Annotated in this window: 15 protein-coding genes; 8 read left to right on the top strand and 7 right to left on the bottom strand. The window is 60.3% G+C overall.

Going from position 1 to position 23,324, the window contains the following annotated elements; genetic code table 11:
• Positions 1–52: 52 nt before the first annotated feature.
• The 4 genes from SSA02_RS01735 to SSA02_RS01750 form a co-directional block, all read right to left on the bottom strand.
• Positions 53–1,558, bottom strand: a complete 1,506-nt coding sequence (locus SSA02_RS01735; protein ID WP_147092193.1) for a carbohydrate porin — start codon at positions 1,556–1,558, stop codon at positions 53–55.
• Positions 1,559–1,724: 166 nt separating this feature from the next.
• The gene (nagA, locus tag SSA02_RS01740; RefSeq protein ID WP_147092194.1) at positions 1,725–2,855 is read right to left on the bottom strand and encodes an N-acetylglucosamine-6-phosphate deacetylase; all 1,131 of its coding nucleotides are present in this window, start codon (positions 2,853–2,855) and stop codon (positions 1,725–1,727) included.
• A gap of 5 nt (positions 2,856–2,860) precedes the next feature.
• Positions 2,861–4,141, bottom strand: a complete 1,281-nt coding sequence (gene gluP, locus SSA02_RS01745) for a glucose/galactose MFS transporter (RefSeq protein WP_186807631.1) — start codon at positions 4,139–4,141, stop codon at positions 2,861–2,863.
• Positions 4,142–4,199: 58 nt separating this feature from the next.
• Positions 4,200–5,156 carry an ROK family protein gene (locus tag SSA02_RS01750; RefSeq protein WP_186807632.1) on the bottom strand — a complete coding sequence of 319 codons (957 nt, stop codon included), beginning with the start codon at positions 5,154–5,156 and terminating at the stop codon, positions 4,200–4,202.
• 273 nt (positions 5,157–5,429) lie between these two features.
• On the opposite strand from SSA02_RS01750, the gene SSA02_RS01755 reads away from it, so the two are divergent.
• From SSA02_RS01755 to SSA02_RS01765, 3 genes are all read left to right on the top strand, one after another.
• Entirely contained in the window at positions 5,430–6,566 is a 1,137-nt protein-coding gene (locus SSA02_RS01755) for an ROK family transcriptional regulator (RefSeq protein ID WP_147092196.1), read from the top strand.
• Positions 6,553–7,350: a copper homeostasis protein CutC gene (locus SSA02_RS01760; RefSeq protein ID WP_147092197.1), complete on the top strand. Its 798-nt coding sequence runs from the start codon at positions 6,553–6,555 to the stop codon at positions 7,348–7,350. Before SSA02_RS01755 ends, SSA02_RS01760 begins: the two co-directional genes overlap by 14 nt.
• 73 nt (positions 7,351–7,423) lie before the next feature.
• Positions 7,424–9,682 (top strand): beta-N-acetylhexosaminidase, encoded by a 2,259-nt coding sequence (locus tag SSA02_RS01765; protein WP_246103552.1) that lies wholly within the window; start codon positions 7,424–7,426, stop codon positions 9,680–9,682.
• A gap of 123 nt (positions 9,683–9,805) precedes the next feature.
• Here the strand turns inward: SSA02_RS01765 and nagB are convergent, their stop codons facing one another.
• A complete protein-coding gene (gene nagB, locus SSA02_RS01770) occupies positions 9,806–10,576 on the bottom strand; it encodes a glucosamine-6-phosphate deaminase (protein ID WP_246103553.1) in 771 nt (256 codons plus the stop codon).
• Between the two features lie 328 nt (positions 10,577–10,904).
• Here nagB and SSA02_RS01775 point away from each other — a divergent pair, with 328 nt between their 5' ends.
• The 4 genes from SSA02_RS01775 (at position 10,905) to exaC (ending at position 17,021) form a co-directional block, all read left to right on the top strand.
• Positions 10,905–13,373, top strand: a complete 2,469-nt coding sequence (locus SSA02_RS01775) for a TonB-dependent receptor (RefSeq protein WP_147092199.1) — start codon at positions 10,905–10,907, stop codon at positions 13,371–13,373.
• A gap of 79 nt (positions 13,374–13,452) precedes the next feature.
• Entirely contained in the window at positions 13,453–14,406 is a 954-nt protein-coding gene (locus SSA02_RS01780) for an N-acetylglucosamine kinase (protein WP_246103554.1), read from the top strand.
• Between the two features lie 100 nt (positions 14,407–14,506).
• Entirely contained in the window at positions 14,507–15,304 is a 798-nt protein-coding gene (locus SSA02_RS01785; RefSeq protein ID WP_147092201.1) for a deaminated glutathione amidase, read from the top strand.
• Between the two features lie 211 nt (positions 15,305–15,515).
• Entirely contained in the window at positions 15,516–17,021 is a 1,506-nt protein-coding gene (exaC, locus tag SSA02_RS01790; RefSeq protein WP_147092202.1) for an acetaldehyde dehydrogenase ExaC, read from the top strand.
• Between the two features lie 98 nt (positions 17,022–17,119).
• Here the strand turns inward: exaC and SSA02_RS01795 are convergent, their stop codons facing one another.
• On the bottom strand, positions 17,120–18,619 hold the full coding sequence (locus SSA02_RS01795) for a S10 family peptidase (protein WP_147092203.1): 1,500 nt from the start codon (positions 18,617–18,619) through the stop codon (positions 17,120–17,122).
• 502 nt (positions 18,620–19,121) lie between these two features.
• On the opposite strand from SSA02_RS01795, the gene SSA02_RS01800 reads away from it, so the two are divergent.
• Positions 19,122–21,686 carry a toll/interleukin-1 receptor domain-containing protein gene (locus SSA02_RS01800; RefSeq protein WP_147092204.1) on the top strand — a complete coding sequence of 855 codons (2,565 nt, stop codon included), beginning with the start codon at positions 19,122–19,124 and terminating at the stop codon, positions 21,684–21,686.
• Positions 21,687–21,919: 233 nt separating this feature from the next.
• Here SSA02_RS01800 and SSA02_RS01805 read toward each other — a convergent pair whose 3' ends face one another.
• The gene (locus SSA02_RS01805; RefSeq protein ID WP_147092205.1) at positions 21,920–23,323 is read right to left on the bottom strand and encodes a class II fumarate hydratase; all 1,404 of its coding nucleotides are present in this window, start codon (positions 23,321–23,323) and stop codon (positions 21,920–21,922) included.
• Position 23,324 lies beyond the last annotated feature (1 nt).

The raw sequence follows: 23,324 nt of genomic DNA on the forward strand, positions 1-23,324 counted from the left end.
TGTTCCGTTTCCGGAATTCGATGCCCGACAGGTGCGTCGGGCAGATCATCTCCTAGAAATGGGTTGTGAATTGACCGCCCAGTATGGCCGCGTCGCCGAAGGTCGTGGTTGCGCCGGGATGTTGCAGGTACTGGAAATCGAATTGTAACGCCGTGGCGGGTGCCAGATGAACGCTGTAGAAAGCCTCATATACCTGTTCCCAGCGCTGCACGCCGTAAACGTCGCCCCACTGGTTCGAGACGAAGGGCAAGCCGAGCGCGACCGAGGATTCCTGTTGCAGTCGGATCGAGCGGCTCATGTTCATGTGCTGGAACATGATGCCGATCTGGTCCTGCGGGCGGTGCCAGGGGGCGCCGCTTTGCAGCAGGCCGATCCATTCGTGATCGCGCATGGCCACGACATTGCCCTGCGCGTACCCGACACCGCCGATGAGGATCAGACCGTTCGAAAGCCCTTCTCCGCTGCGCATCAGCATCTGGTCGAACATGAGCCAGCTCGACCAGACGCCGGATTGCATCCGGGCCGGCAAACCGCTCGCCTGATAGGAGCCTCCATAGCGATCCTCGTAGAGGTGAGGATAGCGCGAATTGTCGTACCAGGCGCCGATCTTGTAATGGCCGAGAAGCTTGTCCTTGCCGAAGGCCGGGTCCCAGCCGATTTCCACCTGGGAAGAAAGCTTGCCCAGCCCGTCCTGCGCGAGGGCCCAGCCCGAGATGCCGCCATTATAGGCATGGGGACTCACCGCGAAGAGCCCGCCCATAATGTAGGTTCGCTCCGTCGGGCGTATGCGAAGAACGGCCCCGATATTGGCCGAGGGCCAGTCTCTGCCGCCCGGGACATATTTCCCCGGAGCGAAATTGCCGCAAACGCTCACATTCATGAAGGAACAGGCGAGGGCGTCGAAGTTGAAGAAGGTCCCTGTCGGGATGACGCCGGCCGAGACGATGATCCGGTCGTTCAGAAAGCTCTTGTCGGCATACATGGAAACGAGATGGGCCACCACATTGCCGCGTGACCCGTAGATCTGCTCCGGATTTGTGACGTAATCCCCGAGGGTGTGGCTGAAACTGTTTCCATGACCGTTCACGACCAGAAGATGAGTCCAGAACCCCTGGAGTCCGGCGAGTTTCTGCCAGTCGATATCCAGCTCGGCGGCGACCTGTCCGGCGAGGACGTGGTCGCGCGTGCGCCCTCCCGTGATGTTGCCCATGAATTGCTCGTTCACGGCGATATTGAGGAAGATGCCGCGATCTTTCATCCAGCTTTGCGCGCCGCCCCAATCGCCGAAGAGGTGAGGGTTGCCATAGAGCGAAGGAACCAGCGGCCCGATCGGCACGGCCCCCTTGCCCGCAATCGGGAATCCCATGGCCTCGTAATCGCCCGCTTCGAGCGTTTTCGCCGTCTCGGACTGGGCCTGTGCGTTGCTCGTCGGGATCGTGCCGAGCGTCAGGGCGCACAGGACCGAAAAACCGAGTCGTCGGGCTCCGGTCCGTATGATCCGGCGACGGGAGGGCGCCGGCGCAGCATTGTCCTTTATCAACTCGAATATGCCTCTCATGATCGTCTGTCCCAGGGCGGCTCCCCTTGCGGAGGACCCTCATGGCGTCAGCCATTAACAGAAAGTCATGAATGAGCAACACTATCTTTAACGACACAATGCCGTGTGATCATGTTACGGAAATATGGTCTTGTTGTGCAGAATCTCTCACAAGACGCGAGAAGCGTCAGACCCGCCAGGTCCGGTTCCCTCCTATCCAGACCTCCTCGAGCTGCAATGCGGAATCGAGCACGACGAAATCGGCCATTCGGCCCGGCGTGAGAGCGCCCCGATCGCTGAGGCCGAGATAACGCGCCGGATTCCCGCTCAGAAGCTTGCTGGCTTCGGGAAGCGATGCCCCGTGAGCCACGGCGTTGCGCAAGGCCTGATCGAGGGTCAGAACGCTTCCGGCGAGAGAGCCATTCGGTAGCCGCACCACGCCGTCCCGGATCAGGACCTCCTGCCCCCCCAGCTGGCTGGGGCCGTCTTTCTGCCCTGCCCCCCGCATCGCATCCGTTACAAAGACGAGACGATCGCGCAGGAGGCGCGAGGCCAGGCGGAAATTCGCGGGATGCACGTGATGCGTATCGAAGATCATTTCGGCATAGCTTGCATCATGGCACATAAGGGCGGTCGCCGGACCGGGGTTTCTGCCCTCGATCGGACCCATCGCATTGAAGAGATGTGTGCCTCCCGCCACGCCGCCACAGGCGCAGATACGGTCGATCGCCTGCCAGGCAAGATCGTGATCGGCCGTGGTGTGACCGAGGCTTACCCTGACTCCGGCGCGGGCAAACAGCTCCATCGCCTGCCCGGCATGAGGGATTTCCGGCGCCAGTGTGACGACCCTGACGCAGTCGAGCGCCAGGATTTCCCTGACGCGCTCGGGAGTCGGCTCGATCGTGAAAGGAGGCTGCGCGCCGAGCTTGTGCGGGCTGACGAAAGGCCCCTCGAGATGCGCGCCGTGGATGCGGGGCGAGAGTGGGGGCGGAGATTTCATGACCCCGGCCACCGAGCCGAGCGCGGCGATAACATCCGGCCAGGGGCGGGTGATGGTGGTCGGCAGGATCGTGGTCGTGCCGTGACGCATATGGAACCGCGCAAGGGTGACGATGGCCTCGGTTCCGTCCATCGTGTCGGCCCCGTCTCCTCCATGGACATGGCCGTCGATGAAGCCGGGCAGAATGTAGCGGTCTTCGCTGGCCGTTTCGGCTTCGACCGAGCGGATACGGGAATCGAATGTGATGCGCCCCGTCTGGATGCGGTCGGGAAGAACGATATGGCCTCTGAGATCGGACGTCCGGGAAGGAAGGGTCATGAATGTCAGGCAGTCTGGCTGAGGCCTATGCGACCGTAGCGATGCGCATAGACGAGAATGACGAGATAGGCCGGGATCACGATGGCAGCGAACATGGGCTGGAACCCGTATAGCGGCTTGAGCCAGACATAGAACTGGGGGACGATCGCGCCGCCGCTATAGGACATGACCATGACCGCCGAGGCCATGGCCGTCATGGCGCCTGCGCCGCGGATCGCGATCGGGAACAGGGTCGGCATGATCATCGCATTGGTGATCCCGAGAAGGGCGATGCAGAAGACCGAAGGATATCCCCGCGTGAAGACGGCGAGAAGCGTAAACACGCACCCGGCCAGACAGGAAATCTGCACATAGCGCTCCTGCGGAATGAAGCGCGGGACGATCACGAATCCGAGGATATAGCCGACGAGCATGCAGCCCAGCGTGAGCGCCGTGAAATATTTGGTTTCGTCGAGCGGCAGATTGAAGCCTTGTCCATAGGTGCCGATGGCATCTCCCGCCATGACCTCGATCCCGACATAAAGGAACATCGCGATGAAGCCGAAGACGAGATGAGGCTTGAAGAAGGCGCCCGTTTTTCCGGGGGAATTCCCGATCGGCGGGGCCTCCAGATTGGGAAGCGGCACGACGAGCACGATGGCCGCGATCAGCACGAGCAGCGCTGCCATGGCGAGATAGGGCCCATACAGGGCATGGACGAAGGTGCCGAGGATCGCCTCGCGTGCCTGCGGGTCTGTGGCTTTGGCTGCCCGTTCGGCGACGTCGCCCACATTGCGCATGACCATGAGACCGAGCACGATCGGGGCGAGGATACCGGCGGTCTTGTTGCAGATACCCATGACGGAAATGCGCTGGGCCGCGCGCTCCGGCGGGCCGAGAAGACTCACGAGCGGGTTGATCACGACCTGCATCAGGGAAATGCCCGCGCCGAGCACCAGAAGCCCCGTAAGGGCTCCGGAATATATCCGCCATGCAACGAACTGCCCGAAAAGCGCGACGCCCAGAGCCGAGACGAGAACCGACAGGGCGAGACCCTTCTTGAGTCCGAGGCGTCTGGCCAGCAGAGAGGTCGGAATGGAAAAGAGGAAGAACGAGAAATAGAAGACGAGCGGAATGAAAAAGGCACTGAACTCGTCGAGAGAAAAAGCGACGCGTACGAAAGAGATGAGCGGTCCGTTGAGCCATGTCACGAAACCCATGGCAAAGAAGATGAGCGCGGCGACGCCGAGCGCTCCATAGCCATAGGACCCGACGAGCCGGTCGTCGGAAGAGGGCACCTTGGTCATGTCGGTCGATCCTCACCCTGAAGGGCAATCTGTTTATTCAAATAATAAACTATCTGGATTATAAGAAAGAAGCTCCGATCAGGCCAGCGTCCTGACCAAGTTCCGCTTTCACAATAATCGGCGCTGTGCCGGAGCGCAGGATCTTGTGTCGGACCGCCTCGTCCAGCGCGTGAAGAAGCCTGTCGTCCGAAGCGAGGCCGCCCCCTGCCACGATGCGGGTGACGCCGGTGGTATTGATCGCGACCGCGAGCGCATCGCTCACGAGGGCGATATAGCGGTGCATGGTATCTCCATAGCGCGCGGGAGCCGACCGCCACCCTTCGAGGATGGCCCGGCTGTTCCGGGCATCGCCCGTCAGCCATTCGTGCAGACGCTCGAGCCCCCGTGCGCCGCCGAGGGTGTCGAGACAGCCCGTCTGGCCGCATCCGCAGGGAAGGCAGGGATAATGCGTGTCTCCTGGCCTGACCAGCGGACCGTGGCCCCATTCGCCGGCAAGGCCATGCATCCCCTGGACGAGGGAAGAGGAAATGATCAGCCCCCCGCCGATACCGGAACCGAGGATGATGCCGAGCGCCGAGGCATGATGCCGCGCCGCGCCGATACGCGACTCCGCGAGTGCGAAACAATCCGCGTCATTGGCGATCCGCACCGACATGCCCAGCCGCTCGGCGAGGAGTGGCCGAAGGGCCACGCCCTTGAGACAGGGTATGTTGGCGGCGAGGCAGAGATCGGTTTCCGGGTCCTGGAGTCCGGCGAGAGAGATATGCAATGCGCCGGGATCGACTCGACATTCCTGCCTGTCTGCCTTCTCCAGGCTGGCCGCGATCAGGGCGCACAGAGTGGCGATGAAGCGTTCGAGATCGTCGCCGGGCGTGGGGCTTCTTTGTTCATGCTGCGGTTTATGGGTGTGGTCGATCCGGGCAACACGCATATAGGACCCACCAATATCCGCGCAGAAAACGGCCTCTCTTCCGGGATTGAGAGGCGGGTTCGGCGTCGATCTGGAAGATGACAAAATATTTCCCATCTTTCTACTTACAAAAATCATGAAAAACTAAAATCGTGATTGATCGAAGAGATATCGTCATTTGAGGTGTCCGCTTTTCCTTTTTGTGATCGTGAATCACATCGCCTTGCTTATGGACATCTTCCTCTTCGTTTCGCTAGTATAAAATCTGACTCCTGAGGCAGGTCCGGCTGGAACCGGCCTCTGCTATTGTTCGAAACCTGTAAGCCGGGTTTTTTCACCCTAGAAACACCCGGGTTAGTTTAGCAAACGAAATAGAGAATGTTCTCCACAGGCCATCACCGTATCCTCAGTGTGCTCAGCCGGTCTGGTCCCCAGAGCCGCACCGATCTCGCCCGCATTCTCGACCTCAGCAAGGCGAGCGTCACCGCTCTGGTGCGGGAACTGATCGAGCGGAATATTCTGGACGAGCGCGAAAGGGTGTTCGGTTTCGGTCGTCCTGCGGTGATGCTCGGCCTGCGTCGGGATGCGGCGAGCTTCATCGGCATTTCGCTGCAATCGGATCCTGCTCATATCGTCCTGACCGATCCGCACGGACACGTTCATGCCCGCCGGACGATGCCTTTGCTGCACGATGTCGAGGCCTGCATCGCGGCCATGGCCGCAGGCGTACGCGCGCTGATCGAGAGCGCATCCGACGGTATCGGCTCCGTGGCCGGTATCGGGGTCGTCATTGCCGGAATCGTCGCGCAGGACCGTCAGACCTGTCTGGTCTCTGCAACGCTCGGATGGCACAATGTCGAGATCGGTCGGAGATTGTCAGAACTGACCGGGCTCCCTGTTTTCGTCGAGAACGATGCGAATGCGCTGATCGTCGGCGAACAGCTGTTCGGCAATTCCGGAGAGCTGAGGGATTTCAGCCTCGTATTCGTGAGCGAGGGGATCGGTGGCGCGCATATCGTCAACCGGCAGCTTCATCGCGGACATCATGGCGGCGCCGGAGAGATGTCACATGCGCCCGTCGCGATCGACGGGGAGGCTCTGCCGTGTCGTTGCGGCAATCGCGGATGTCTCGAGACCCTGGCCGCCCTCCCGGCCATCATGGGCGCGGCGCGGCAGGCCGGTCTGCCCGACGATATCGCCAGGGTGGTTGAGTTCGCTGCCGAGGGTCAGACCCAGGCCCTTACCATTCTGCATCGTGCGGGCACGGCGCTGGGTGTTGCGTTGTCCCAGGTCATCCAGTTCGTCGATCCCGAGCGTATCGTCGTGATGCTCGATCCCGATCTCGTCGAGAGCGTTTTCGCGCGCGCCTTGCGTCAGGCGGTCGAGGCGCACGTGCTGCGTCGCGAGAGCTACGATACCGAGCTCGTTCTCCTGCCTCTCCGGCCGGAGGATTTTGCGAGCGGTGCCGCAAGTCTCGCCGCCCAGCATTTCCTGTTCGGTAATGCGTATCTCTGACGGCGGCCGCTCTCCGGAAGCGGAGAGGGCGCGCAGTGAGGCTGTCTCGCGCGGCACCGTCCCCGATCTCGAAATCTGCGTCGATGAGTCCTGCGGGCTGACGGCGGCCCAGCGTCCCTGCGTTGCCCGTATCGAGTTGTGCGCGGCCCTCGCCCAGGGCGGTCTGACACCGTCTCCCGGCCTGATCGCCCGGGCCGGAGGCTCCTCTGTGCCGGTCTTCGCACTGATAAGGCCGCGGGCAGGCGATTTTATCTATTCCGATATGGAAACGGATCAGATGCTGGACGATATCGCCCATATGCGTCAGGCGGGGCTGGCCGGCGTGGTGATCGGCTGTCTGGATGCCGAGGGCAGGCTCGATCGCGCGCGTCTCGCGCGGTTGCGCCGCGCGAGTCTGCCTCTGCGCTGCCAGTTGCATCGCGCGATCGATCTGTCGGTCGATCCGCTGCAGGCCATCGATATCGCAATCGATCTGGGCTTCGAGCGCGTGCTCAGCTCGGGGGGTGCGCGCTCGGCGGCGGAAGGGGCTGCGTGTCTGGGAAGGATGATGGAGCATGCCCGGGGTCGGATCGAAATCATGGCGGGTGGAGGCGTCCGACCGGACAACGTCGCGGAAATTTATCGCACAAGTGGCGTGAACGGCTTTCATGCCTCTTGTCGTATTGCGTGCAGGGTGCAGGATGATCGTCTCGATCATTTCGGATTCGCAGCGAGACGGGGCGTGACATCGGCGGGTGAGATCCTCCGGCTGAGCGATGCACTCTGCGCCCTTGCCGCAGCATGAACCGGCGCGGGCGCGCGCTTCGGCGCCCGCGCCGCACAGGAATCCGGACCGCACAAGAAGAGGGAAGCTGAACGTGAAGTCACTTTCTCGGAGAAACCTGCGCTCCAGCCTCGTCCGGAAGCTTGGGCTTGGACTTGGGCTTGGGCTTGGACTCGAGCTTGGACTGGGACTCGGCGCGTTATCCGGCCTGTCGCTGTTTCCGCCACCGGCGCAGGCGGCCTCGTTCGCCCCCGCGCTGATGCCTCGGCCCGCACATGTCGCGCTCGGGTCACAGCGCGTCTCCCTGACGGGAATGCCGCCTATCGTCTGGAAGCAGGCGCCGTCCCCGCGTCTCAGGCGCGCCGTTGCACGGTTCGAGGCCCGTCTTGCGCGGCTCGGCGTGAAGAGCGCTCCCTCGACCGCGATTCCGCTGGTTCTCGATATCGGAGCGGATCCGGCCTATCTCACGATTGACGAAAAGGAGTCGTACAGGCTCGATGTGACTCCTTCCGGGATCGTGCTCTCGGCGGAGGGGCCGGCAGGTCTCATGCACGGTCTCGCGACACTCGTGCAGATGATCGACATGCGTGGAATGACGCCGGAGATCCCGACCGGACATATCGTGGATTCGCCACGGTTCAAATGGCGCGGGATCATGCTCGATGTCTCGAGGCATTTCATGTCGACGGACACGGTCAAGAGGCAGCTCGACGCCATGGAGCTGACCAAACTCAACGTACTTCACTGGCATCTCAGCGATGGCACGGGCTTTCGTGTGGAGAGCCACCGTTTCCCCCGGCTCCAGCAGGTCGGAGGACATAACCAGTATTATACCCAGGCCCAGATCAGGGATGTCATCGCCTATGCGTCCGATCGAGGGATCAGGATCGTGCCGGAATTCGATATTCCGGGTCATACGCTTGCGATCCTTGCAGCCTATCCCGCTCTTGCGGCGCAAAAGCCGGTGCCGACCACCGCGGACTGGCAGCGTAACTGCGAGGTCGCCTCGGGCAACGGGGAAATCACGACCCGTTGCACCAGGCACATGAATCTCAATCTCCCGGCATTCGACCCGACCAATCCTCAGGTTCTGGTCTTCGCCAAATCACTGTTCCGCGAGATGGGGCAGCTTTTTCCGGACCGTTATTTTCATACGGGGGGCGATGAGGTCGAGCCCGGCCAGTGGACCGGAAACCCGGAGATCGTCGCCTATATGAAGGCCCATGGCAATGCCGACGTTCCGGCATTGCAGGCCGCTTTCACGGCTGAGGTGGAAAAGCTGCTCGCTTCCGATGGCAAGATCATGATGGGATGGGATGAGGTCAGCGAGGCGCCGATTCCGAAAAACGTCGTCGTGGAGGCATGGCGCGGCTCGAAATGGATCGGATCGGCGACACGAGGCGGTCATCCCGTCGTGGTTTCCTCGGGCTATTATCTCGATCTTCTGACGCCATCGACCACGCATTATGCCGTCGATCCCTACGATACGCGTGCCGATGGCCTCGATCCGGAGGAGGCTGCCGCGCAGCGGGAAAAATCGGGTCCCATGATCGACGCCTTTACCCGCGATCCGAAGGCCGCGCCGCTCACGCCGGAACAGGAGGCTCTGGTTCTGGGAGGGGAGGCACCGCTCTGGACGGAAATCGTTTCCGATGAAATGGTGGATTCCCGGCTCTGGCCCCGATCGGCAGCGATCGCCGAGCGCTTCTGGTCTCCGGCCGCTATGCGGAACCCCGGCGCTCTCGAGGCGCGTCTTCCCGCCGTGCAGCAGCGTCTTGAAAAACTGGGACTGGAAGCATCGATGCACCGGGCCCGTATGATCGCCCGTCTCACGCCCGGGAACGTCGCGCCATTGACGATGCTGACGGAACTGACCGTTCCCGTTCGTAACTATGCGTTGAACAGGCTGGCCCTGAAACAGGGCGACGCCATTCTTCGCAGCCCGGCAGCGATTTCGTCTCCCGACAGTTTCGAGGCAAATGCCTTCAACGCGGATGCGCGGCGCTATGCGGCGGGCGATCATGCGCTGGAGGGGGCGCTGCGCGAGCGGCTGCTGCGCTATGCCGGAAACGACATCGCCTTCCAGGCGCTTCGTGGCCCGCATGCGATCGATACGGCCAAGCCCGTATCGCAGGCCATCGCACAGCTTGCCCGACTGGGGCTCGAGGCCATTGACGGTCGCTCCCATGGTGCGGCATGGCGACATCGCGCGCAGGACGAGATCGGGAAACAGGAGGCTCTCTTCGCCGCGAGTGCCGATCATATCGTATCGTATCGGGAGGATCAGCCGCCCTCGGGGCTGTTGATCGCAATCACCCCCGGTATCCGCAGTCTCGTCGACGCGGCCCGGTGAGATTCTCCTGCCATCCGGACTGTCACGAGGGTCCGGATGGCGAGAGAGCGGGTATCGACACCCGGGAGACCCGGAGGGTCGGATGAAGGACGACCGGTCCTGCGGTCGTGCGGGATCGTGTCCTTATGCGTGCGCCGCGCGAAGCTGCGGAGACAGGGCGGACGCACTCCGAGCATCGAGAATGACGGTGCAGCGCGGATGCAGGCGAATGGCCGATGCGCTGATTTCGGGGCCGACAGGGCCTTCCAGCGCGCGGGCCACGATCTCCGCCTTGGCGCTTCCCAGAGCCAGCATGAGAAGCGAATCCGCTTCGAGGATGGTGCCTACGCCCATCGTCAGGGCCCGGTCCGGAACGGCGTCCGGATCGTTGCCGAACATCGCGGCATTCTGCTCCCGGGTCTGCCTGTCGAGACGGACGCAGCGCGTGCGGCTGTCGAAGGGCGAGGGAGGCTCGTTGAACCCGATATGGCCGGTATCGCCTATTCCAAGCAGTTGCAGATCGATGCCGCCGGCCTCGCGGATTGCCTTTTCATAGGCGGCGCACTCGGCATCCGGATCATGCGCCGTGCCGTCGGGCAGATGGGTGTGCGATGAGGGCATACCGACACGATCGAACAGAAGCGAGCGCATGTAGTGATGATAGGATCGGACATCCTCCGGCCCGAGCCCGACATATTCATCGAGATTGAAACTCGTAACCCCGGAGAAGTCGAGCCCTTCCTGCTCATGCCTTGCGACGAGTGCGCGATACACATCTTCCATTGTGCGTCCCGTCGCGAGGCCGAGCACCGGGTCGCCTCGTTGTGCCACGAGTCCGGCGATGAAACCGGCGGCGCGGTTTACGGCCTCTTCCCGGGTGTCGGTGACGATCAGGTGCATGGAGGGCATATGCATGGGCGGGACGTTCTCCTGAGAACACGAAAACCGGGCAGGGACAGGCGCGTGGCGAGTCGCTGCTCTTCCCCTTAGAAACTCTCCCTTAGTTTATCACCATAAACTAAACAGAATCCCTCTCTTCAGCGATAAAATCCCCGGGAACAGGCTTTTTCACCCGTATTTCTCCCAATTTTAAAAAAAAATTCTTAATTTTGAATATAAACAATTGCGAGGGATAAAAGCTGCCGATAACGTCCCCCTGTATCGAGGTGAAACGATATCGTATCGCAACGAACTGCGATCGTTATGCACATCCTCCAACACATCGTCCGGGCAGGAGCGAATCATGGGTCGTTTCGGGAAATATCTGCTTCTCACATGTTCCGTATTGGCAACGAAATGCACGGTGCTCCCTGCTGTGGCAGCCTCCTCGAAAACGACGGCAGAAACGGGACCGCATCCCGCCGGCCCGCACGGACAGGCCGTATCGCGCAGGGGGGTGCCCGGGACGGACCGGGCGACGGAAGGGTCGGTTCTCGGGGCGAATCCCCAGGCCGAGGAGATCTCGGTCAGAGCCGCCGGACGTCACGCGGATGGAACGACGAACACGACGCCGGGAGGCGGATTGATGCCGAGGCAGACGGCTCCCCGATCCCAGAGCGGTGTCACCCGGGATTTCATCGCCAAACAGGCGCCGACCGGGAATATCTCCTCGATGATCGCGAATTTGCCCGGGGTGGTGTACGCCAATCAGAGTCCTCTCGCCACGGCGGGCGACAACATCACGATGCGTGGCATGAACCAGACCCAGATCGGTTATCTGTTCGAGGGGGCGCCCCTCGCCGATCCGATCAATTACGAGCCTTACACGGCCATGCTGATCGATACTGAAAATCTCGGCAGCGTGACCGTTTCGCAGGGCTCCCCCGACCTGAACGCCCCGACCTTCAACGCGGTAGGGGGGCAGATCTCGGCCACGGCGCTGAACCCCTCGCACAGATCCGGCGGGTTCATCAATCTGATGGGCGGGAACAAGAGTGCCAACAAGGAATTCATCCGGCTGGAGACAGGCGATATCGGACGCTCCGGAATACGCGGATTCGTCTCTTTTTCCCATCAGTCCAACAATAACTGGCGCGGTCCGGGAGGGCTGAGGCGCTACCATGTGGATGCGAAATTCGTGAAGGAATGGGGGGACGACAACTCGATCACGGCGATCTTCGGATATAACAAGCAGGAGCAGACGCCATTCCGTTCGCCCAGCGCTGCCCAGTGGAAACAATGGGGCGAGGGGCTGAGCTACACCGATCACTATACCCCGGGGGATGCGAATTACTACAAGCTCCAGCTGAGCAATCTCAACTCGCAGGACGTCGTCGTCCCCATGCATTTCACCCTTGCCCGGGGGCTGAAACTGAGTGTGACGCCCTATTTCGTCCATCAGTTCGGTCCTGCGGTGGGGGGCGAGAATATTCCGGCCTCCGGCGGCGCGTTCGGTACACAGACCTATGGCGATCTCGGGCAGCCCTATGTGACCGGTGGCAGGATAACGACAGTCGCCGTCGATCCGTGGAACCAGAAAGTGGGCGCGGTCAACACGTCGCTCAACTGGACATCGGGGCATAATACCCTGTCGGGCGGATACTGGTATTCCTACGCCATGCATGAGGAGCATTCGACGTTCGCAACTGTCGATCCGAGCGGCAAACCGGCCAATTCATACGGGAAATACGGGATACGGGTCGATGGCGGTGCGCTGCTGAGCGGGTACAATCTCAATTTCATGCAGCAGATCAACGCGCTCTATCTCGCCGATACGCTGAAGCTTCTCGATGACCGGCTGACCCTGAGTGCGGGGTTTCGCGCGGTCATGGTCTCACGTCAGGGAACGAACGATATTCCGGGGGCCGATCCCTACAAGACGGTCCGCAATTATTTCGCGCCCCTGCCTCAGCTCGCCGTGAGCTATGCGATCACGTCCGAGGACCAGATCTATATCAACGGCACCACCTCCTTCAGGGCGCCGGGTTCGGTTCAGGCCTACAGCCAGATTTTCGATCCCAATTCCGTCGGGGCCACCTCGCAGCCCGGAAGTCTGAAAGGGGAGTACGGTATCGGTGAGGAAATCGGCTATCGTCACAACGGAGCCCTGGTGCATCTCCAGCTCTCTGCCTTCAACATGAATCTCACGAATCATCAGGTCAGTTCGACCGCCTATATCCCCGGAACCAACACGCTCATTTCCATGCCGATCAATGCCGGAGGGGAAACCATACGCGGCGTGCAGGGCGAGCTGGGTCTCAAGCCGTGGCATCATTTCAGCCCCTATGTCTCGGCGCAGTATCTTCACGCCACCACCGACAACAACCTGCCCGTCTCGGCCACGAACGCCGCCGGGCAATCCGTGATCGACTATCTGCCCACGGCCGGAAAAACCATGGTGGCAACGCCCCATGTCACGGCCTCGGTCGGTCTGGCCTATGACGACAACCGGCGGTTCTTCGGCAATTTCAGCCTTCGTTACATCAGCGCGCAATGGGCGACCTTCATGAACGACCAGCGTGTGCCTGCCTATGTCCTGTCCGATATCACGCTCGGCTATCGCCTTCCCCACGTTGCGCATCTCAAAGGCCCCAAGATCCAGCTCAATCTCGTCAATATCGGCAATAATCTCTATCGCTCGGCGCCGGCCAGCATTGTCACCAGCGCGCGCAGTCGTGTCGGTCTCTTCGGAAACAGGACGAATGCGGGAAGCCCGATCTATCTCGTGGGCGGGAATTTTGCGGCTCTGGTCTCCCTTTCCACCGGCTTCTGAGACGGCGGAACCGGCTTGACACCCTCATGAGGCTCGGGAAAAGCTCCGGGCGCGGCTTCATCATCAGAGACAGATCGACGTGCAGAGATCAGATATCCTCGCCCTCGACGGCGGTGGGACGAAAACCCTCCTCCTGCGCGTCCGACGCGATGCGAGCATCGCCGAACGACGTATCGCGGGAGGGAGCAACCCTTTCGACGTTCCCGAATGGCGGGACGTTCTCACCGCTTTGATGGACGGGCAGGACGCAAATTGCGTCTCCGCTGCTTTCGGCATGGCGGGGTATGGAGAAAGCCGCCGCCTGACGCAGGAGGTCGGCGCCCATATCGGGGCGCTTTGCTCCGCGCCTCACGTCATCTGCAACGATGTCGACATGGCCTGTCGCGGTGCGTTTCTGGGGGAGGCGGGCATCCTGCTCCTTTCGGGAACCGGATCGATGGCCTGGGGACGGGACGGAAGGGGAGAGACCTGCCGGGCCGGAGGATGGGGCAGTCTGTTCGGCGATGAAGGCAGCGCCTACTGGATCGGTCGTGAGGCGTTGTCGCTCTTTTCCCGTCATCTCGACGGAAGGCTCCCGGGAGGCACGGGGTATTGCCGGGATTTCGCCCGGCTCAGGGAGTGGCCCGAGGATCCCGCACGCTGGGGCGCCGCGCTACAGGACTGGTATGCCGGACTCGACGAGCCGCGTCCCGTGGTTGCGGCGCTTGCGAGGGATGTCGGCGCCCTTGCCGGGTCGGGATGCGACGTGTCCCTCGCGATCCTTCATCGCGCGGCAGATCATCTCGCCCGGCATGTCGAAGCCCTGCGACACAGGCTTGGCGACGAGAATCTTGCCTGGAGCTACGCTGGCGGAACCATGCGCAGCCTTGTCCTGCGCGACGCGATCGCGAGACGATGCGGCCCCGCCCGCGCGCCGGCCCTGCCGCCCATAGGCGGTGCCGTCATGGCCGCGGCCGAACATGCGGGGTGGCAGATCGACGCGGAGTTTATCGGGCGGCTGGCGCGCGCCCTGGAGGAAGCCGGACTGACATGAGGGGAGATCGTGTCCGTTCACAGGCATCCGGCTGCATGATCGGCAGACATATCATCGGCAGGCATATCATCGGCAGACACGGGATCGGGAGAGAGACGCGATGCGGATCGTGATCGGACAATTTGCCGTTGCCCGGTCCTGGGAGGACAATCTGGCGCGGTGTCTGGATCTTGTCGAAAAGGCGCGCGCCCGGGGTGCTGGGATGCTGGTCCTGCCCGAGGGCGTTCTTGCACGCGATCCGCAGGATCCCGATCATGTCCTGAGCACCGCCCAGTCGGAAACAGGTCCGTTCATGACGGCGCTTCTGCACGCGAGCAAGGCGCTCGCCATCGTCTTCTGCGTCAATGTCCCGGATGGCGCCGGGCGGTTTTTCAACACGCTTTACTGTCTTCGTGATGGGGAAATCACGGTCCGTTATCGCAAGCTCCATCTTTACGATGCGTTTTCGATGCAGGAATCCCGTCTGATCGCCCCGGGCAATTCACTGCCGCCTGTTTATGATTTCGGGGGCGTCAGATGCGGTTTCCTGACGTGCTATGATGTGCGTTTCCCGGAAATCGCCCGTCATCTGGCCGTATCGGGGGCGGAGGTGCTGATCGTCCCCGCCGCATGGCTGCGCGGTCCGGGAAAGGAACGCCACTGGGAGGTCATGCTTGCAGCACGGGCGCTCGAAAACACGTGTTATGTGATCGGTGCCGGGGAATGCGGCAGCCAGAATATCGGTCACAGCATGGTGATCGACCCGCTCGGGACCGTTATCGCTGCGGCGGGCATCGAAGAGACCGCGCTCGAGGTGGATATCGATCTCGGGCGTGTTGCGCGGGCAAAGGCGGTGCTTCCTGTCCTTGCCAATCGTCGTTTTGCCGATCCGGTGCTGAGCGGATCCGAACCGCGATGAGCGGATTGTGACACGCTGCGAGACATGTTTCACGACGAGGTGACGGCACGGACGGTTGAGGAAACCTCCTTCACGTTTTTATCTTTGCAGTCATGTTTCGGGCGCTGTCATGCGATGCCGCATTGCGGGAAGCGGTCGGGAGAGGCGGAGGAAGCGCTTGCGCGGAGGCGCGGTGCGGAAGGCCGTTTTCGAGAAACAGGAGTACGATCCCATGTCGACGAATTATGCAGAACCGCCTTTTCGCGAGCGTTACGGTAATTATATCGGTGGGAAATGGCACGACCCGGTCTCGGGCAGATATATGGACGATCATTCGCCCGTCGATGGGCGTCTGCTGTGCCAGGTGCCGCAATCCGACGCGAAGGATGTCGATCTGGCCATCGATGCAGCCGAGGCAGCGCGTGCGGCATGGGGCAAGACGCCCGCCGCCGATCGGGCGCAGATCCTGCTCAGGGCCGCCGATCGCATGGAGGCGAATCTCGAACTGCTTGCCCGGGCCGAGACCTGGGATAACGGCAAGCCCGTTCGCGAGACCCTGAACGCGGATATTCCGCTCGCTATCGACCATTTCCGGTATTTCGCAGGCTGCATCCGTGCCCAGGAGGGAGGGATCAGCGAGATCAACGAGACCACCGTCGCCTATCATTATCACGAGCCGCTCGGTGTGGTCGGGCAGATCATTCCCTGGAATTTCCCGATCCTGATGGGAGCATGGAAGCTGGCACCGGCCCTCGCTGCCGGGAACTGCGTCGTGCTCAAACCCGCGGAGACCACGCCCGCCAGTATTCTCGTCATGATGGATCTGATCGGCGATCTCTTTCCGCCCGGCGTGATCAATATCGTCAACGGCCTCGGCAAGGACGTGGGTGCGGCGCTGTCGAACAGCAAGCGTATCGCCAAGATCGCCTTCACCGGATCCACTGCGACCGGCAGGATGATCGGTCATGCCGCCGCCGAGAACCTGATTCCGGCGACGCTCGAGCTCGGGGGCAAGTCGCCGAACGTCTTCTTTGCCGATATCATGGACAAGGATGACGACTATCTCGACAAGGCGATCGAGGGATTTGCCATGTTCGCGCTCAATCAGGGGCAGGTCTGCACCTGCCCGAGCCGCGCACTCGTGCAGGAATCGATCTTCGAGCGTTTCATGGAAAAGGTTCTCCCGCGTGTCCGGGCCATACGGCAGGGGCATCCGCTCGACCCCGAGACGATGATGGGCGCGCAGAATTCGCCGATGCAGCAGGAGAAGATCCTGTCCTATATCGAAATCGGCAAGCAGGAAGGCGCGAAGGTCCTGACTGGTGGGGGCGTGCCCGATCTGGGAGGCGATCTTGGGAGCGGTTATTATATCCAGCCTACCGTCTTCCAGGGCAGGAACGACATGCGGATCTTCCAGGAAGAAATCTTCGGACCCGTACTGGCGGTCACGACCTTCAAAACAGAGGAGGAGGCGCTCGCTCTGGCCAATGATACGGAATACGGTCTCGGCGCGGGTGTGTGGAGCCGCGACACCAATATCTGTTATCGCATGGGGCGAGGCATCCAGGCCGGACGTGTCTGGGTCAATTGCTATCACGTCTATCCGGCTCATGCCGCTTTCGGCGGCTACAAGAAATCCGGCATCGGTCGCGAAAATCACAAGATGATGCTCGATCACTATCAGCAGACGAAAAACCTGCTCGTCAGCTACAGCGAAAAGAAACAGGGCTTTTTCTGATATGATCCCGCCCCGGAAGCACCCGGGAAGCCCCCCGGGAGCGGGCAGTTTTTTCAGGACCAACGGGAAGGTCTGTGCCCTCCCGTTGGCATCTGCGTCTATTGCGCGGTTTCCTTGTAGAAGGCAGCGACATCGCGCGAGAGCGCAGCGCGGCTCGCAGGGCGGGTATAGAGCATATGACCGCCCTCATAGAGGTGCAGCGAGATCCGGTCGGCCCCGACAGGAATATGATCCTTCGTCCAGCGCGTGGTGCCGAAAGGGCAGGCCATATCGAAATAGCCATTGGCGATGAAGATATGCAGGCTGGGGTCGAGCGCCAGCATCTTGCGCAGGATGCCGACCTGATCGGTAAGCTGCGAGCCCTGGCTCGTGAACTTCCACGCGCCGTTCACTTCCATGCTCAACAGGTCATAGGTCAGAGGCGTCCTGAACTTCAGTTCGTTACCGACATATCCCGCATAGGCATTGCCATAGGCACGGCCGAACCCTGAGAGGGTCATTTCGGGGCTCTGGCTGTTGTCGATTCCATCGGCATAGGGATCGGGAATCGACTGCGTGAAATCGTAGATGCCATAAAGACGCCCGTTGCGGCTGCGGACATCATGAGCGAAGGGATTGGGCTCCCCCATTTCCTTTGTGATGACTTCCACCGGCAAGCCCGTGCGCGCGGCGAGATCGGCGTAGAACTTCTTCGCATCATCCCCCTTTGGCGGGGCATTGGCGATCGTGGTCAGATACGGGCCGAGCGCATAGCGATAGGCCTCATCCACGGCCTGCGGCGTCAGCTTGCCGGTCTGGGACAGATGCGAGGCGATGAAGGTGGGCAGCGCCATGGCCGAGGCCATCGGGTTGTTCGTGTTGTCCAGAAACTGCATCTGGATGGCAGGTGAGATCATCACGATACCGTTGACGATCAGGTTCTGCTGCTGCTGCAACGCATCGGCCACCTGTGCCGAGCGGATGCCGCCATAGCTCTCGCCCACCAGATAATGCGGCGAGGCTTCGCGCCCGTTCTGTCCGATCCACAACGCGATGGCCTTGGCAAAAGCCGCACCGTCCTTGGTGACGCTGTAGAATTCCTCAGCGGCCTTTTTGGGGTCGGTCGGCTGCGAGTAGCCTGTGCCCACGGCATCGATGAACACCATGTCGGTGGCGGGCAGCCAGCTATCCGGATTATCCGCCAGATGGGCACGCGCGCCATCTTCCGGATGATCTGCCGGGAATTGCAGCATACGCGGCCCTGCTGCACCGAGATTCAGATAGGCAGAGCCAGCGCCCGGACCCCCATTGAAAAAGAAGGAGACCGGACGGTTCTGCGCGTTCGATCCGTCCTTCGTATAGGCGATATAGAAGACCTTGGCTGAGGGCTTTCCCTCCTTGTCGCGCAGGGTCAGGGTTCCGGCATGGGCCGTATAGGCAATGCTCTGCCCGCCCGCCGTCAGATGATGCTTCGTGACGGAATCCGCGGGCAGCAGGGCGGCCAGCCCCTCCTTGGGAGCCTCGCTCCTGGCAGGCTCAGCCGCGTGAGCGGCGGGGAGAAGAGGCAGGGCGAAGCAGGCCGAAGCCAGCAACGCCGCAACAAGAGTCTTGCGCGACATGCAAAGTCCTTTCGAGTTTGGAACAGTATAACAATCTCGGAAGGGGGTGCAATGCGGGGAGGGGAAGATCAGGGCGCTGCCCTGAAACCCGCCAAAGGGTCGTCGCCCTTTGGAAACCCGTTTCGAAGTTTGGTCTTCGAGTGGTACCTTTCGCCCCGTTACTGTTGCTCCTAGCCCAACAATCTGACCTGAGACTGAATTCTGCGCTCAGAGCCGGTAGTGGCAGTTGAGGTCAACAGGTAGAGGTTGTATTTTAGCTTATGAGAGCGAATAGTTCTGCAATTATTGTGCGGGCATTTAGGCCCTCTGCGAAAGTCTGAGGCGTCGGCGTCCGAGGGGTGTCGTATAGTCAGCCCTCGGGGGGGGACTCGCGCGAAGCTGAATAGGCTGCCGGAGCGGGAAATCATCATTTAAAAAAGAACTACCAAGCTTTGATGGGTAGACTTTTGAGGCTGTAAATGATGGACTTCTTCCCTGATCGCAGTGAAGGTGAATGCTGTAAATGACTCCCACAATATTTCTCTCGCTGTCCTTTGTTGACGAGGCTTTCGTCAGGTCTGTCTATGACCGCCTTCCGCGCGGCGTAGCTCGTTACTTCCGACGGTCTTTCGAGCGAGGAGAGGACCTTGTCGAGGCGATGGAACGCAATCTCGATGCTTCCGAGATTTTCGTTCTTTTTGCATCTCGCGCATCGCTCAGTTCTTTCGCCGTTGGCTTTGAGGTCAGCGAGGCAAAAACCCGCAAGATTTTTGGGAAAATGAAAAGGGTCTTTGTCTTTCCGATCGAAAGTAATCTCATATTCAGTGATCTTCCGAGATGGATACAGAGCTCTTGGCAACCGAACGCGGGTGAGACACCCGCGGACATTGCTCGCTTTCTGACCACCATACTTTTAGAACCTGACCGGGGGCTTTCGATTGCAGCACCTCAAGTGATAGGCCGTGGCGCCACGGTTGATGCTGTCAGACGATTGGCGGCATTACAATTGCAACGAAAGCGCGCGAGTCCGAACGTCTTCATTTTCCCCGGCATATCCGGGATTGGTCGAAGGACATTTGCGGCCTATTATCTGCGGCAAGGTATGGCTACGGATGCGAACCTCCCGTATGGGCCGTCGATTCAACTTTCCACGCAAGCCGAACTCGTCGATCTCTATCGAGCGCTTCGCTCCGAGGTGAGTCCGACAATCGGTCCTCAAGCTATGGCAGAGGATCAAGCCGCGTTCCAAAACCTTAAGCAAGACGGTCAGATTACAGAAATTATTCGGGTGATGGGTCACTTCGAAGCCCTGCAACAGGCCATAACGATCGTTACGGCTGCTGGCCTTTTCGAGGATGTGGCGACGCCCAAAAGTTGGGTAGCTCCTCTTCTTAAGGCTATACCAACCAATCAAGTTCTCGTTGTGGTTAGTAATATTCAGTTCCGAACCGTATTCGTTGATAATCTCGATAATGCAATCCAAATGCGCATCCCTGAACTCGACAATGAGGACATTCGCGCGCTAATGATTTTCACAGCCAATCTCTTGGATGTGAAAGAATTTAAGATCTCCAGTGATCTTGTCCAAGCAATTGGGGGGCATCCCGACGTCGCAAACGCGGCGGTTCGGCTTGCAAAGCAACGTGGCACAGGCATCCTTGAACGAGACCCGCGACAGTTATTCTCAGTTCAACAGGCAATCATTGGTGAGTCTGTTCGGCCGGACGCCTTAAGCATCACAAGCCGCCAGATTCTCGACGTTCTTGGATGGCTGCCGAACCTCGGTTCCGATCTGCTTGAAGCGATTGTGGTCGACGAACTTGGCGTTGAACCGGACGAGTTCAACTTAACGATAGAAAATTTAATATTGGGCTGCTTGCTCTACGCGAACGGGCCTCGCCTAGCTATCGCCAATTCTGTCCGCCAAATCTATCGCCGCTACAATGTGGCAGACGACAAAACCGTCGCCGCTATGGCGAAAGTTTTCAAGGCCGCTTGGGCGAAAGTCCAAGATCAGGGATTTAGAGACGATCTATTTGCTGCGTTCCTATTTATGCATCTTCTCGATCGTTCGGCATTGCCGAAAGAACTTCAGGCGCTCCTGACCCCTAGCAATCTATACGATGTCGTTCGTGAGGTATACGCAAGAGGTAAGCAATCAGAGGACGACTTAGTCATCGAACAGGCGATCAACTGGGGGAGCGTCGCTTTAGAGATGAATATGAGTGAAGGGCTCAGGGAAGAAATTCTCTCTACTGTTACCCGAGCACAAATCAGGCTGCGACGCTATCCGGACGCCGCAAAAACCATCGAATACATGAGAAATCGAGGCTATCGACAAGTGGCCTTCCTCCAGGGCCATTTGCTTCGCAAGCAACGGAATTTTGAGGGTGCCATACCTTGGTTACGCATCGCTTTAGAACACAATCGAGGGAACCGCTCGGCCGTTCATGAACTGGCGATATGCTATCGGCGCTTGCACAATTCACGAGAACTGGAAATTCTGCTGCGCGAGAACGATCACCTCGTTGACGATAGTGCTCAGTTCCTCGACTTTATGATTGGCTTGCACATCGCTAAAAATGATCTTTCGCAGGTTCCTGCCGCAATCGATAGACTCCGCCAGCTCGATGAAAATGCTAATCGGGCCGACCTACGGCAAGCCCAACTTCTGTCTAAACAAAACAACGAAAGAGGCGCCTTCGCGTACCTTACCAACGTGCTTGAGCAAAGCGGTGGCTCTATGCGACTACGCAAGGCACGTGCGATCTATGCTGCACGTATTGGCGAACTAGGGGTGGCACGACAAGATTTGGCACTAATCATTGCTGATAAAAGAAATGAAGGCGCGTCGGTCAGTATAGAAACACAAATTCTTATCGCCGAAGGTCGAGCAAGCGATGCATATGCGCTTAACATCGATACTACTCCACAGGAACCGGGTGATTGGTTGATCCGGGCCTCTGTATTTGATGCTTTTGCTGACGATCCAAGCACGCCGTTGGCCCTTCGAACAAGATTGAAGCAGCAGGCTCTCGAATTTCGCGCAAAGTATGGGCAAGTGCCAAGCTATGATGACGACGACTGAAGATTCTCTGATACTATTCTATCATCACTACGCTAATCGGATCTCTTTTATACCCAGAGTGAGCTAAGAATGGCCGTGAAATCTAACCCTTGACGACCGCTCCCCCCCTAAAAAAGCACTGGATCCCGATAGCCCGTTCTACCCCCGGAGCGGGCGCAACACTATAACGTATTCGTCGGGATGAAAGGGGCCTCCGCCCCTTTCCGGGGAGCGGGGCAGAGCCCCGCTTTCCCTTACTTCCCCTTCAAATTTGGTGCCAGCATGGTGCGCGGGTCGACCAGTCGGTCGAAATCGGCTTCGCTGACCGCATTCAGAGCCAGAGCCGCTTCTTTCAGCGTGCAGTCATGGTCCATGGCGTGATGCGCGACCTTTGAGGCCGTGTCGTAGCCGATGGTCGGCGCAAGGGCCGTCACGAGCATGACGGATTCCGCCACATAGCGTTCGATGCGGGCGCGGTTCGGCTTGGTGCCTTCAATCAGGAAGGTACGGAAATTCTCGCTGCCGTCATGCAGCAGGGTGATGCTCTGCATGATGTTCTGGATGATGAGCGGCTTGTAGACGTTCATTTCCAGCAGGCCACCGGCGCCGCCAAAACCCACCGCCACGTCATTGGCCATCACCTGCACGGCCAGCATGGCCAGGGCTTCGGCCTGGGTCGGGTTGACCTTGCCGGGCATGATGGACGAGCCGGGCTCGTTCTCAGGCAGGTGCAGCTCGGCAAAACCGGCGCGCGGGCCGCAGGAGAGCAGGCGGATATCGTTCGCGATCTTGTAGAGCGCGCCTGCCGTGGTGCGCAGCGCGCCAGAGAAATGCACGAGCGCATCATGCGCGCCTTGCAGGGCAAACTTGTTCTCGCCGCTGATGAAGGCGGCGTCGCTCAGACGGGCGATTTCGGCGCAGGCGCGACCGGCAAAGGGGGCATCGGTATTGATGCCGGTGCCAAGCGCGGTGCCGCCGAGGGCGAGGGGGTAGAGTCCCTTTTCGGCTTCCTGGATACGGGCGATGTTCTCGCGCAGCATTCCGGCATAGCCGTGGAATTCCTGACCCAGCGTGACCGGCACGGCATCCTGCATATGGGTGCGGCCGATCTTGACGATGTCCTTCCACTCTTCGGCCTTGGCCTCGATGGATTCCGCCAGACGCGTCAGGGCCGGGATCAGCCTGCGTCGGCTGCCCAGCACGACCGCCACATGCATGGCGGTGGGGAAATTGTCGTTGGACGATTGCGACATGTTGACGTGGTCGTTGGGATGAACCGGGCGCTTGCTGCCCAGAGCCTCGCCGGAAAGCTGGCAGGCGCGGTTCGAGATGACCTCATTGATATTCATGTTGAACTGCGTGCCAGAGCCGGTCATCCAGACATGAAGCGGGAACATGTCGGCATGCTGGCCGGCCAGGATTTCATCGCAGACCGTCGTGATCAGCGTGTATTGCGTCTCGCCCAGACGGCCGCTCTGGTGATTGGCGTGCGCACAGGCGCGCTTGACGATGGCGTAGGCCTCGATCATCTCGCGCGGCATCAGGTCTCGGCCGATGCTGAAATAGTGAAGCGAGCGCTGGGTCTGCGCGCCCCACAGCCTGTCGGCGGGAATCTCGATTTCGCCGAGGCCGTCGGTTTCGATCCGTGTGTCGCTCATG

The organism is Swaminathania salitolerans (assembly GCF_007988945.1).
GTDB classification, from domain to species: Bacteria; Pseudomonadota; Alphaproteobacteria; order Acetobacterales; family Acetobacteraceae; genus Swaminathania; species Swaminathania salitolerans.

What these genes read in the sequence shown, in the direction of transcription:
- SSA02_RS01735 (WP_147092193.1), bottom strand. Translation starts at nt 1,558, where the DNA reads ATGAGAGGCATATTCGAGTTGATAAAGGACAATGCTGCGCCGGCGCCC.
- nagA (WP_147092194.1), bottom strand. Translation starts at nt 2,855, where the DNA reads ATGACCCTTCCTTCCCGGACGTCCGATCTCAGAGGCCATATCGTTCTT.
- gluP (WP_186807631.1), bottom strand. Translation starts at nt 4,141, where the DNA reads ATGACCAAGGTGCCCTCTTCCGACGACCGGCTCGTCGGGTCCTATGGC.
- SSA02_RS01755 (WP_147092196.1), top strand. Translation starts at nt 5,430, where the DNA reads ATGTTCTCCACAGGCCATCACCGTATCCTCAGTGTGCTCAGCCGGTCT.
- SSA02_RS01760 (WP_147092197.1), top strand. Translation starts at nt 6,553, where the DNA reads ATGCGTATCTCTGACGGCGGCCGCTCTCCGGAAGCGGAGAGGGCGCGC.
- nagB (WP_246103553.1), bottom strand. Translation starts at nt 10,576, where the DNA reads ATGCATATGCCCTCCATGCACCTGATCGTCACCGACACCCGGGAAGAG.
- SSA02_RS01775 (WP_147092199.1), top strand. Translation starts at nt 10,905, where the DNA reads ATGGGTCGTTTCGGGAAATATCTGCTTCTCACATGTTCCGTATTGGCA.
- SSA02_RS01785 (WP_147092201.1), top strand. Translation starts at nt 14,507, where the DNA reads ATGCGGATCGTGATCGGACAATTTGCCGTTGCCCGGTCCTGGGAGGAC.
- exaC (WP_147092202.1), top strand. Translation starts at nt 15,516, where the DNA reads ATGTCGACGAATTATGCAGAACCGCCTTTTCGCGAGCGTTACGGTAAT.
- SSA02_RS01795 (WP_147092203.1), bottom strand. Translation starts at nt 18,619, where the DNA reads ATGTCGCGCAAGACTCTTGTTGCGGCGTTGCTGGCTTCGGCCTGCTTC.
- SSA02_RS01800 (WP_147092204.1), top strand. Translation starts at nt 19,122, where the DNA reads ATGACTCCCACAATATTTCTCTCGCTGTCCTTTGTTGACGAGGCTTTC.
- SSA02_RS01805 (WP_147092205.1), bottom strand. Translation starts at nt 23,323, where the DNA reads ATGAGCGACACACGGATCGAAACCGACGGCCTCGGCGAAATCGAGATT.